Origin of the sequence: Nonomuraea sp. MG754425 (assembly GCF_021699195.1) — a bacterium.
Lineage (GTDB): Bacteria > Actinomycetota > Actinomycetes > Streptosporangiales > Streptosporangiaceae > Nonomuraea.
Map to the genome: position 1 here is coordinate 65,350 of NZ_SSXE01000050.1, position 11,950 is coordinate 77,299.

11 protein-coding genes and 1 pseudogene are annotated in these 11,950 nt (G+C 70.7%); 2 read left to right on the forward strand and 10 right to left on the reverse strand.

The window, feature by feature from the left end:
* Positions 1-153: 153 nt before the first annotated feature.
* From FAF44_RS19355 to FAF44_RS19380, 6 genes are all read right to left on the reverse strand, one after another.
* Positions 154-1,680 (reverse strand): NADH-quinone oxidoreductase subunit N, encoded by a 1,527-nt coding sequence (locus FAF44_RS19355; RefSeq protein ID WP_237104594.1) that lies wholly within the window; start codon positions 1,678-1,680, stop codon positions 154-156.
* Positions 1,677-3,284: an NADH-quinone oxidoreductase subunit M gene (locus FAF44_RS19360; protein WP_308193342.1), complete on the reverse strand. Its 1,608-nt coding sequence runs from the start codon at positions 3,282-3,284 to the stop codon at positions 1,677-1,679. The genes FAF44_RS19355 and FAF44_RS19360 overlap by 4 nt, the downstream gene beginning before the upstream one ends.
* A gap of 76 nt (positions 3,285-3,360) precedes the next feature.
* Positions 3,361-5,301: an NADH-quinone oxidoreductase subunit L gene (locus tag FAF44_RS19365; RefSeq protein ID WP_237104595.1), complete on the reverse strand. Its 1,941-nt coding sequence runs from the start codon at positions 5,299-5,301 to the stop codon at positions 3,361-3,363.
* A complete protein-coding gene (gene nuoK, locus FAF44_RS19370) occupies positions 5,298-5,702 on the reverse strand; it encodes an NADH-quinone oxidoreductase subunit NuoK (protein ID WP_237104596.1) in 405 nt (134 codons plus the stop codon). Before nuoK ends, FAF44_RS19365 begins: the two co-directional genes overlap by 4 nt.
* A complete protein-coding gene (locus tag FAF44_RS19375; protein ID WP_237104597.1) occupies positions 5,702-6,304 on the reverse strand; it encodes an NADH-quinone oxidoreductase subunit J in 603 nt (200 codons plus the stop codon). The genes nuoK and FAF44_RS19375 overlap by 1 nt, the downstream gene beginning before the upstream one ends.
* Positions 6,301-7,203 (reverse strand): NADH-quinone oxidoreductase subunit I, encoded by a 903-nt coding sequence (locus tag FAF44_RS19380; RefSeq protein WP_237104598.1) that lies wholly within the window; start codon positions 7,201-7,203, stop codon positions 6,301-6,303. The genes FAF44_RS19375 and FAF44_RS19380 overlap by 4 nt, the downstream gene beginning before the upstream one ends.
* Positions 7,204-7,412: 209 nt before the next feature.
* On the opposite strand from FAF44_RS19380, the gene FAF44_RS19385 reads away from it, so the two are divergent.
* Entirely contained in the window at positions 7,413-8,582 is a 1,170-nt protein-coding gene (locus FAF44_RS19385) for a serine/threonine-protein kinase (RefSeq protein WP_237104599.1), read from the forward strand.
* 43 nt (positions 8,583-8,625) lie between these two features.
* Here the strand turns inward: FAF44_RS19385 and nuoH are convergent, their stop codons facing one another.
* From nuoH to FAF44_RS19400, 3 genes and pseudogenes are all read right to left on the reverse strand, one after another.
* Positions 8,626-9,567 carry an NADH-quinone oxidoreductase subunit NuoH gene (gene nuoH / locus FAF44_RS19390; protein ID WP_237104600.1) on the reverse strand — a complete coding sequence of 314 codons (942 nt, stop codon included), beginning with the start codon at positions 9,565-9,567 and terminating at the stop codon, positions 8,626-8,628.
* Positions 9,560-10,159, reverse strand: coding sequence for an NADH-quinone oxidoreductase subunit C (locus tag FAF44_RS19395; protein ID WP_308193343.1), 600 nt, complete (start codon positions 10,157-10,159; stop codon positions 9,560-9,562). Before FAF44_RS19395 ends, nuoH begins: the two co-directional genes overlap by 8 nt.
* Before the next feature lie 92 nt (positions 10,160-10,251).
* A pseudogene (locus tag FAF44_RS19400) lies at positions 10,252-10,686 on the reverse strand (NADH-quinone oxidoreductase subunit B); the annotation flags it as partial.
* 333 nt (positions 10,687-11,019) lie between these two features.
* Here FAF44_RS19400 and FAF44_RS19405 point away from each other — a divergent pair.
* Positions 11,020-11,652: a LysE family translocator gene (locus FAF44_RS19405; RefSeq protein ID WP_237104601.1), complete on the forward strand. Its 633-nt coding sequence runs from the start codon at positions 11,020-11,022 to the stop codon at positions 11,650-11,652.
* A gap of 18 nt (positions 11,653-11,670) precedes the next feature.
* Here FAF44_RS19405 and FAF44_RS19410 read toward each other — a convergent pair.
* The coding region (locus FAF44_RS19410) for an NADH-quinone oxidoreductase subunit A (protein WP_237104602.1) at positions 11,671-11,950 on the reverse strand (280 nt) is incomplete at its 5' end.

Genomic DNA, 11,950 nt, shown 5'->3' on the forward strand with positions numbered 1-11,950 from the left:
AGCCGAGGGCGGAGCGCGACCCCCTGCCCCGATGAACACGGCTTCCCGGAGATTTCATCCAGCCCGCCGCGTCACCCGCTTTCCACTCTTTCTCCCCTGTCCCATTCGTCCTGATCGCGGGTCGGGGAGTTCGCCGAGTTCCTCGGCACGCGCTCAGCCGAAGGCCGATAAGGCGGTCATGTCCAGGACGAGTTGCGGGGCGATCGAGAACAGCACGGCCGCCGCCAGGGCCACGCCCACCGCCAGCCAGGCCGTCACCGGCGGCCGGTACGTGGCCGGTGACGCCTCACCGCCGACCGGCGCGAACAGGCGACCCGTCCAGACGGCGTAGTAGTACAGGCCGATCACCGTGTTGACGGCCATGACCACCGCCAGCCACCCGGCCCCGCCCCCGACGAGTTCGCGGAACACGAAGACCTTGGCGAACAGCCCGGCCAGCCCCGGCGGGAGACCGGCCAGGCAGACCAGGCAGAACGCGAGCGTCACGCCCGCCGCCGGGCGGCGCAGCGCCAGGCCGCGGTAGTCGTCGAGCTCGTTGCGGGCCGCGGTTCTGGACACGAGCATGACGACGGCGAACGCGCCGAGGTTCATGGCGGCGTAGATGACCAGGTACGCCATGGACGCGCCGACCGCCCCACGCGCAATGGCCGCCACCGCCAGCGGCGCCAGGACATAGCCCGACTGCGCGACCGAGGACCAGGCCAGCAGGCGTACGGCGGAGCGCTGGCGCAGGGCCAGCAGGTTGCCCGCGGTCATGGTCAGCGCCGCCAGGATGCCCACGATCGGGGCCCAGGTGGCGGCCTGCCCGGCCAGACCGGTGACGAGTACGAGGATCAGCCCGGCGAACCCGGCCGCCTTCGAGACGACCGACAGCAGGGCGGCCACGGGGACCGGCGCGCCCTGGTAGACGTCGGCGGCCCACGAGTGGAACGGCACAGCGGCGATCTTGAAGGCGAAGCCCGCCGCCACGAGCACCACGCCGACCGTGACGACCGCGGGCAGTTCCGCCCCGGCCACCGTGGGCGCCTGTCGGCCGCTGAACACCTCGCCCAGGCGCGACAGGTGGACCGAGCCCGCGATGCCGTACAGGAGGGACACGCCGAACAGCATGATCGCCGTGGAGACCACCGACACGACGAAGAGCTTCACGGCGGCCTCGGAGGCGCGGCCGTCGTACCGTTTCAGCGCGGTGAGGGCGAAGACCGGCAGCGAGACCAGCTCCAGGGCCACCACCAGCATGATCAGATCCCGGGACGCGGGCAGGGTGACCGCGCCGACGAGGGTGCACAGGAGCAGGAAGTACCACTCGCCCACGGGGATGGCGCCGCCGGCCAGCTCCGTCATCGACATCAGGACGACCACCACGCCGGCCGCCAGCACCATGCCCGCGAACACCAGCGTGAACCCGTCCACGACGAACGAACACATCGCCGCGGACTGCGCCTGCCCTCCGGCGAGAGCGGGCGGGACGCAGAACGTCGACTGCGGCGCGCCGCCCCTGAGCGCCTGCGCCACCACGAAGCCGAGGGAGGTCAGGACACCCGCCAGCGTGACGAGCCCCAGCCCGGACCGGGTCCGGGGGCGGGCCGGGAGGAACGCGTCGAGCAGCAGCACCAGGCCCGCCGCCAGGGCGAGCACCAGCGGCGGCGAGATGGCGAAGAAGTCGATCTGCTGGATCATGAGATGGCTCCCAGCAGGGTCTGCACGGGCGGGGTGGACAGCGACAGCAGCAGGCCGGGCCAGAGGCCGAAGAGGAGGATCAGGACGACCAGGGGCGTCCACGCCAGCAGTTCGTACCTTCTGATGTCGTCAGGGACGATCTGGGCCGCCGGGCCGAGGGTCGCCGTGGTGGCGGCCCGGGCCGGTGAGGCGAGTGGCTCGACCGGATGTTCGTGGATCGGCCGGCGGGTCTGGGCGCGGGGCCGACCGTGGGTCACGCGTGACAACATGACCAGGAAGTACGCGGCCGTCAGGACCGCGCCCAGCCCGCCGATCACCATGTACGCGAGGAAGAGCCCGCGCGGCAGCCCGTCGGCCGGCTGGAACGCCCCGAACAGCGCCAGCATCTCCCCCCAGAACCCGGCCAGCCCGGGCAGCCCCAGCGACGCGATCGCGGCGAACGTGAGCACCGAACCCAGCCGCGGCATCGTGGTCAGCATCCCGCCGCCCAGCTCCGGTATCTCCGAGGTGTGGTAGCGCTCCTTGACCGCTCCGGCCAGGAAGAACAGCAGGCCGGTGATCAGGCCGTGGGCGACGTTGGCGAACAGCGCTCCGTTGACGCCGACCGGGGTCAGCGTGGCGAAGCCGAGCAGGACGAAGCCCATGTGGCCCACGGAGGAGTAGGCGATCAGGCGTTTCAGGTCGCGCTGGGCCAGGCAGGCGAGGGCGCCGTACACGATGCCGACCACGGCGAAGGCCCCCAGCCACGGGGCCACCGCCACCGCGCCCTCGGGCAGGACGGGGATGGCGATCCTGGCGAAGCCGTACGTGCCCATCTTCAGCAGGACGCCCGCCAGCAGCACCGAGCCGACGGTGGGCGCCTCGGTGTGGGCGTCGGGCAGCCAGGTGTGCAGCGGCCACATGGGCGTCTTGACCGCCAGGCCGATGCCGATCGCCACGAAGGCGAGGATCTGGAGGGACCTCGGCAGGCCCGCGCCGTGGGACGCGCTCAGCGCCTCGATGTCGAGGGTGCCGGTCTGGGCCCACACGAGGAGCAGGCCGAGCAGCATGACGACCGAGCCGAGCAGCGTGTAGAGGATGAACTTGATCGACGCCGCCCTGCGCCCCGCGCCGCCCCAGACGCCGATCAGGAAGTACATCGGGATGAGCACGATCTCGAAGAACACGAAGAAGAGCAGCAGGTCGAGGGCGAGGAACGTGCCGATCATGCCGACCTCGAGCACGAGCAGCGTGAACACGAGCGCCCGCGGCCTGGCGCTCATGAACCCTCCGCCTGCCCGTGCGCCGCCCCAGGACAGGTAGCCGAAGCACAGGAACGTCAGCAGCGCCGTCAGCACGATCAGCGGCAGCGAGATGCCGTCGACGCCGAGGTGGAGGCGCAGCCCGAGCCCCGGGACCCACGGCTGGTCGAGCTCGGCCTGGATCCGGGCGGGCGCGCCGTGATCGAACGTCGCCAGGAGGACGAGGCTCACGGCCAGCGTGAGGCCCGAGAAGATCAGCCCGTACGCGGGGAGCGCGCGGCGCGGCGCGTGCGGCGACAGGAGCAGCACAAGGGCGCCGAGCAGCGGTACGGCGAGGAGCGCGACCGGGATCCAGCCCATCATGCGATCACCGCCGTCCGGGCCCACCTGGTCCGGTGCCCGGCGAGCTGATCCGCGCTCTGCTCGGTGCTCTCGTCTGTCATGTGAACATCACCGCCCCCACCACGATCAGCAGGACGCCGGCCAGCAGGCCGCTGACGTAGAGCTGCACGTTGCCGTTCTGGGCCAGGCGCAGCACGCCGGACAGAACGCGGGCCGACCTGCCCGAGCCGCGGACCGCGCCGTCCACGAGCACGTCGTCCGTTCTGACGACGAGCCTGGCCAGGGCCGGCACCGGGCGGACGAGCAGGGCGGCGTAGAGGGTGTCCACGTAGAACGCGCGCTCGCACGGCACCCGCAGCGGGCCGAGCAGGCGGGCCGGGTCGGCGACGGGGTCGATGCGCCAGAACGCGTAGACCAGGCCCGCGCCCAGCGCCGCGAGCACGACGCTGACGACCGCCATGCCGAGGTCGAGATGCGGCTCGCCGGCGAAGCCCAGCAGCAGGGCGGGGACGGCCAGCAGGATGACGGGCACGAGCATCGAGCGCGGGGCCTCCCTGACGTCCACGACGTGGGCGGTGCCGGGCTCCGGCTCCGGGAGCGCCACGGCGCTCGGCGGGCCGAAGAAGGTGCGCAGCCAGGCCCTGGTGGCGTACGCGCCGGTGACGGCCACGGTCGCGAGCGCGCAGCCGTACAGGAGGAGGGCGGCCGCGTCGGTGAGGACGCCGGTGGACAGTGCGTCGTCCATGGCGAGCAGGACGCCGTCTTTGCTGAAGAAGCCGCCGGTCGGCGGGATGCCCATCAGCGCCGCGAACCCGATCGTCATCGTGACGAACGTGATCGGCAGCTCGCGGCGCAGGCCGCCCATCCGGGTCATCAGGTTCGAGCCGACGTGGTGGATCACCACGCCCGCGCAGAGGAACAGCAGCGCCTTGAACGCGCCGTGGGTCACCAGGTGGAAGACGGCCGCGACGTCGGAGCCCGCGGCGAGGCCGCCCGCCATGTAGGCGAGCTGGCTGACCGTGGAGTAGGCGAGGACGCGTTTCAGGTCGTCTTGGGCGAGCGCGGCCAGTGCGGCGCCCAGCATGCCCAGCGCGGCGAGCACGGCCAGCACGTCGAGCGTCGGGCCGGCGGCGAGGAAGGCCGGGAACAGCCTGGCCACGATGAAGATGCCGGCGGCGACCATGGTGGCGGCGTGGATGAGGGCGCTGATCGGTGTGGGGCCCGCCATGGCGTCGGGGAGCCAGGTGTGCAGCGGCACCTGGGCGCTCTTGCCCGCCACCCCCGCCAGCAGCAGCATCGTGGCCGTCACCAGGGTGGCCGGGGCCATGTCGGGGGCCTTCGCCAGCACGTCGGTGATGCGGAAGCTGCCCGCGGCCGTGCCGAGCGTGAAGATGCCGAAGAGGAAGCCGACGTCGCCGAGACGGGTGACGAGGAACGCCTTCACCGCGGCGCGGGAGTTGCCCCGGTCTTCCCACCAGTGCCCGATGAGGAGGTAGGAGCACAGGCCCATGATCTCCCAGCCGACGTAGAGGACCAGGAGGTCGCCCGCGTACACGACCAGCAACATCGCGCTGGTGAACAGGCTGATGAAGGCGCTGTAAGAGGGGTAGCGCGGGTCGTCTTCGAGGTAGCCGACGGAGTAGACCTGTACGGCCAGCGCCACCAGGGTCACCAGGACGCCGATGACGCTCGACAGGGCGTCGGCCTGGAGGACGAGCGAGATCGGGATGCCGCCGGTGCCGATCGTGCCGTACGTCTGGCCGGTGGGAGGCGGGGCGGTGGCGCCGGTGAAGTAGGCCAGGCCTGGAACCCAGGCCAGTGAGACGGCCAGGATCGCGGCGGCGGCGGTGGGGAGGATCGCGATCCAGGCGGCCCGGGTGGTGCCGCCCGCGGCCCGCCCGGTCGCGTGCCCGGCGGGCTCCTCCTGCCCGTGCGCGTTCGTGAGCGCCGCCCGCCGGTGGGGCCATCGGGAGAGCAGGAGGCCCGTGAAGGCGGCGGCGAACGGCAGGAGCACGACCAGCAGGGGGAACGTCGTCATCGCGGGCCGCCTCCTCGCTGGACCGGTTGCTCGTCGTCGTGGCGCTCCCGCCGCCCGTCGGGATGAGCGCCGGGCGGGCGCGGACGGTCGCCGGGTGGCTCGGCGAGGTCGCGGAGGTGGTCGATATCGACGGTGCGGCGATTTCGGTACAGCGCCAGCACGATCGCCAGGCCCAGGCCCACCTCGGCGGCGGCGATGACGATGACGAAGAGGGTGAGCACCTGACCGCTGTGCAGGCGGTCGCCCAGCCACACGTCGAACGCCACCAGGTTGAGGTTGACGGCGTTGAGCATCAGCTCGACCGACATCAGCACGAGGATCGTGTTGCGCCGGGCCAGCACGCCGTAGACGCCGATGGAGAACAGCAGCGCGGCGACGACCGCCGGGTAGACGATGTGCACTAGTGCCCCCCGGTCTGGTCGGGTGGTGGGGTGCTTCTCGACAGGTCATCGGGCGGATCGGCCGGTTCGCCGCCGGGGATGTCCGTACGGGACAGGACGATGGCGCCGATCAGCGCAGCCAGCAGCAGCACGGACAGCGCCTCGAACGGCAGCACCCACGTGGCGAACACGCTGGCGCCGAGTTCCCTCGCGGATCCCGGACCGGGGGTGAGCGGGGCGTAGGCCGTGCGGAACCCGTCGATCACCACCGTGACGAGGATCGCCGCCGTGGCCACCGCCACCACGGCGGCGACCACTCTGTTGCCGCTGTCGAGGTCGGCGGAGCGGCCGATGGGGGCGCGTGTGAGCATGATGCCGAACAACATCAGCACGACCACCGCGCCCACGTAGATGAGCACCTGCACCCAGGCCACGAACTCGGCGGTCAGCACCAGGTAGCCGCCGGCCAGCGCGCCGAAGCAGACCACCAGCCACAGGGCGGCATGGACGAGTTGCCTCGTCGTGACGACAAGCAGCGCCGACCCGACCGCTACCGCGCCCAGGAGCAGGAAGACGATCTCTTGCCCGGTGGGTGACAGATAGGAGGGCACTGCCTCGGTCACGAATCCTCCTCGGACTCCTTCGGCTCGTCAGGACCGAGCCGCCCCGGCGGCCGGATGGACCGGGGATCGGTCATCCTGCGCCGGCGGTGGCTCGCGGCAGAAGTCTGCTCCTCGGGTTCGGGCTTCGGTTGCGGTTCGCCCGAGGCTGTGGACAACTCGTCGGGACGCTGTTGTCCTGTGGATGACGGCGTCTCGGTGCCGGTGTCGTCCGGCCCCGGCTGCTCGGCGGAGTCGCCGCTCTGGGGCGTGGCCGGGAGGGCGCCCGGCGGGCGGATCCCCCGTACATTCGACATGGGCCGGCGGGGACGTCCGCCCGGGGTGCTCGACGGCGGGGCGGCGGGGCCGGTCTCGGACGTGCCGGAGGCGGGCTCCTCGGCTGACCCGCCGGTCGCGGCACTGGGAGCTTCGGCTGCCGGGGTGCCGGCGCGGGGGCGCTGCGCCGCCGGTGTGCGGGCCGGCCGTTTGGGAGCGGCCGTCAGCTCCTTCGGGCGCTCGGCGCCCGGGTCGTGGGCCGGGGGCGGAGGGACGGTCTGCGCCCAGGAGGCCAGATTGTCCTTCTCGTACAGGAGGTTACGGATGTCGCCTTCCGCGTACTCGAACTCCGGGGACCAGAAGAGCGCGTCGAACGGGCAGACCTCGATGCAGATGCCGCAGTACATGCACAGGGCGAAGTCGATGGCGAAGCGGTCGAGGACGTTGCGCTGACGGGGACGCCCGCCCTCCGGGGCCGGGATCGTCTCCTTGTGGGAGTCGATGTAGATGCACCAGTCAGGGCACTCCCGGGCACAGAGCATGCAGGAGGTGCAGTTCTCCTCGACCAGGGCGATGACGCCTCGGCTGCGGGGCGGCAGATCGGGCTTGACCTCGGGATACTGCTGCGTAACCGATTTGCGCAGCATGTGGCGAAGAGTAATGGACAGCCCCTTTGCCAGTCCGACTCCCGGTATCCGCGCCATGGTTCAACATCATGACGTACTTGGCCGCGGACGTGAATGAGCCGGAGAGTTGTCCCCAGTTTTTCCACAGCCATCCACAGGCTGAGGGGAGGTTATCCACAAGCTGTGTGCATGCCCGATATGAACCACGGCATGGCGATAGTCTCTCGGCCATGCAGCACAGCCATCCCGTCCGCCCCAGTGGTCTGAGGTGGACGGCCGCCGTCGTCTGGGCCTTCCTGCCCCTGCTCACGTGCGGGATGGCAACCCCGTTCACCATCGGGATCGCGGCCTTCTGGCTGCGCAGCGTCTGGAACGGCGCCGCCGCGGCCGTCTACTTCGCGGGCATCGGCTCGTTCCTGCTCGCGATCATGGCGTACGACTCGTATGACGATTTTCCTCCGGCTCTGTCGGCGATCGTCACGCTGGGGCTGCTCCTCAGCTGGATCGGCGGGGTCATCCACTCGGGCATCCTGGTGCCGTTCATGGCGCGGGCCCGGCTGACCGGACCCGCCTACCCGCAGGCCGACCTGCGGCAGCGCACCACCGCGCCCAGCCACCAGCGGCGCCAGGACGAGCCAGGCTGGGTCGGCCGCTACCGGGTGCTGCAGCCGATCGGGCGCGGCGGGCAGGGGGCCGTCTACCTGGCCATGGCGCCCAACGGCGTACGGGTCGCCGTGAAGGTGCTGCACGACCTGGTGGACGAGACGGCGCGCGCCAGGTTCGCCCGTGAGGTGGAGGCGGCGCGCCGGGTGGCGACGTTTTCCACAGCCCGGGTGCTCGATGTGGACATCACGGGGCAGCACCCGTACATCGTCAGCGAATACGTCGAGGGGCCGTCGCTGGAGCAACTCGTCAAGAGGCACGGCCCACGCGACGAGGACGGCCTGACACGGCTGGCGCTGTCCACGGCGGGGGCGCTGGCGGCGATCCACAAGGCCGGGGTCGTGCATCGCGATTTCAAGCCGAGCAACGTGCTGATCGGGCACGACGGGCCGCGCGTGATCGACTTCGGCATCGCCCGCGCGCTCGACCAGGTGACGATGACGGCGGGAAAGATGGTGGGCACACCGCCGTACATGTCGCCGGAGCAGCTCAAGGGCGAGCCCGTGGGGCCGGCCTCCGACGTGTTCAGCTGGGCCGGGACGATCATGTACGCGGCCACGGGGCGGCCGGCGTTCGGGGAGGACACGGTTCCCGCGGTGTTCCACCGGGTGCTCACCTTCCATCCCGACCTGTCGCCGCTGCCGCCCGCGTTACGCGGCGTCGTGGGGGCCTGCCTGAACAAGCAGGCCGAGCAGCGGCCATCCGCCTCGGACGTGATGCTGGCGATCGTCCGCTGAGCCGAGGGCCGGCCGGCTCGACAATCAACCAGGCGAGCGCGTGTCAGGTGAGCACTTTGACGACACCGGTGAGGGCGAGCTGAGCGAGCGACAGCGGCACCAGGACGGCCCAGGCCAGCCTCTGGAGCTGGTCCTCACGAAGCCGCGGGTAGGTGACTCGGAACCAGATCACGACGAAGGCCAGCAGGAACACCTTCAGCAGCGTCCACAGCCAGCCCGGCAGGAACGGCCCGTGCCAGCCGCCCAGGAACAGCACAGTGGTCAGGAAGGACAGGACGACGATCCCGGCGTACTCGGAGAGCATGAAGAGGGCGAAGCGCATGCCGGTGTACTCGGTCATCGGGCCCATGATGATCTCCGACTCGGCGATCGGCATGTCGAACGGCGGGCGGCGGAGCTCGGCGAGGCCGGCCAGGAAGAAGACGACGGCGCCGATCGCCTGCCACGGCAGCCACCACCACTGCCAGGCTTCGACGATGCCCGGCAGCGACAGAGTGCCCGCGGCCATCGCCACCGACGAGGCGGCCAGCACCAGCGGCAGTTCGTACGACATGAGCTGGGCGGCCGAGCGCATGCCGCCGAGCACCGAGTATTTGTTGCCCGAGGCCCAGCCGGCCATGATCGAGCCGAGGACGCCGATGCCCATCACGGCGAGGACGAAGAAGAGCCCGAGATCGAGGTCCACGGCCACCCGGTCGCGGTCGATGGGGATGACGATCAGGACGACCAGGTACGGGATCAGCGCCACCGCGGGGGCGATCATGAAGACCCGGCGGTCGGCCGCGGCCGGGACGATGTCCTCCTTCTGCGCGAACTTCACACCGTCGGCGATGAGCTGCGCCCAGCCGTGGAAGCGGCCCGCGTACATGGGGCCGAGCCTCGACTGCATGTGTGCCATGACCTTGTGCTCGGTCTGGCCGATTATCAGCGGCAGCACCAGGAACACGACAAGGATGACGACGAAGCTCAGCGCCACTTCAAGCATCAGGCGGCCCCCAGTCGGCTGGAACTCCTGGTGGAAGGGTCTTGCGGCGGCTCGGTGAGCCGTGGCCGGACTCGCCCGGCTCCTTGGCGCCCGGCCAGGGCTTGGCCACGCGGGCGGCCAGGATGAAGTCCTTGCGGAGCGGATGCCCCTCGAAACCGTCGGGGAGGAGCAGCGGTGTGAGGTTGGGATGACCGTCGAAGATCACGCCGAACATCTCGTACGTCTCGCGCTCGTGCCAGTTCGCGCCCCGGTAGACGAGGACGGCGGTCGGGAGGTGGGGGTTCTCGCGCGGCACATGGGTGCGCAGGAGCAGGCCACGGCCCGCCGATGGGCTGTAGACGTGGGCCACGACGGCGAACGAGTCAGGTGGGGCGTCCACGCCGGCCAGCCAGTCGAAGAAGGCGCAGTCGAGGGTGTCGCGGACGTAGGTGAGCAGGTCGGTCCAGTCGGCGGGGGCGACGTCGATCGTGGTGTCGCCGTAGGACTCCGTGATCTGGACGCGGTCGCCGAAGTGCGCTGCGATGCTCGTGGGGCCGGTGGCGAGCGGGTTCTCCGGGCCGGCTCCCGTGGGGGTGGGGTCGCCGGTGCTCACCTTCCCGGCTCCTCGTTCGAGGGCCGGTCGGACGAGGTCTCGCCCGGCGGCTGGTCCTGCGGCGGGAGCTGGGCGTGCGGGCGGGACCAGATGTAGCGGTCGCTCAGCTTCTCGGCGGCGATCTTGTCCTGGAGCTTGGTGATGCCGTACAGGAGGGCTTCCGGCCGGGGCGGGCAGCCGGGGACGTAGACGTCGACCGGGATGATCTGGTCGACGCCGTTGGTGACGCAGTACGAGTCCCAGTACGGCCCGCCGCTGTTGGAGCAGGCGCCGAAGGAGATCACGTACTTGGGGTCGGGCATCTGCTCGTACAGGCGCTTCACGGCCGGGGCCATCTTGTCGGTGACGGTGCCCGAGACGATCATGAGGTCGGCCTGCCTCGGGCCGTTCGCGAACGGGATCACGCCGAACCGGATGAAGTCGTGGCGGCTCGTCGAGGCTGCGATGAACTCGATGGCGCAGCAGGCCAGCCCGAAGTTGAACACCCACAGCGAGTAACGGCGGCCCCAGTTGAGGACGAACCGCATGGGTTTGGGCGCCAACCGTGAGATCGGGCCCACGGTGGGCATCGGGAGATCCGTTGCTGCCATATGGCCATTCTTGCGCGGATCGCAGGTCAGGCAAAGGAGGGATCGAACCAAGGAATCAGCGCCCTCCCGGCTGGTAGCAGCCTGCCGACAAGGGGATCCGGCGTCGAGGCTCGGGCCAGGAGACCGCTTGGAGGCGGTCGTGTCGGGCGTCGGCCCATGGATGAGAGCGGGCTCCTGGTAGAACATGGAACCCTGGCGCCCCGGATCCCGGATCCGGGCGCGGGGCGCGGGGCGCGGGGCGCGGGCATCAGGTTGCGGCACAATCGCAAGGTGGCCCAAGATCTGATGCCCTTTGTCGGCCTGTGCCTGCTGATCACGATCACGCCCGGTCTCGACACCGCCGTGGTCATCCGCAGCACGATGAAATTCGGCCGGTCCGCGGGCATGCGCACCGCGCTCGGCTGCGCGGCGGGGCTTTTCGTCCATGCCACGCTGGTCGCGCTCGGCCTGGCGGAGCTGTTGTTGCGTAGCGAGGCGCTGTTCGCGCTCGTCAAGTTCACCGGTGCGGTGCTGCTGGTCGGCCTCGGCCTCCGCTCGCTGTGGGCGGCCTGGCGCATCGGTCCGGCGCACGGTGCCGTCGAACCGGCCCGCTCCGAGCCCGAGCGGCGCGGCACGCCTTTCCTGCAGGGGCTCCTGACCAACCTGACGAACCCCAAGGCCACGCTGTTCTTTCTGGCCGCCCTCCCGCAGTTTGTCCCCGTCGGCTCGTCGGGCCGAGCGGTGCCGGTGGCTCTGGGGCTGGCGGTGATCGCCGTGGCCTTCAGCATGACGGGGCTCGGCCTGACCGCCCTGAGTGTGCATCGCGTCCGTCATCTGCTCGGTTCCCGGCGCGTCCGGCGGGTGCAGGAGGCGCTCCTCGGGGCGACTCTGATCGCGCTCGGAGTCCGGGTGGCCACCGAATGACACCGGCGATCGAAACGGTCAGGTCCAGGTGAGGACGCGTTTGCGCCAGGCGTACAGGATGCCGAGGGCGATGAAGCCGAGGAAGACGAACATCTCCACCAGCGTGGTCAGACCGTAGCCGGGCGCGTCGAAGACGGTGGCCCAGGGGAACAGGAAGACGGCGTCCACGGCGAACACGACGTACAGGTACGTGAAGACGTAGTAGCGCACCTGTGACTGCGCCCAGCCCTCCCCGACGGGGTCCACCCCGCACTCGTACGTGGTGAGCTTCTCGGGGGTGGGGCGGGTGGGGCGGAGG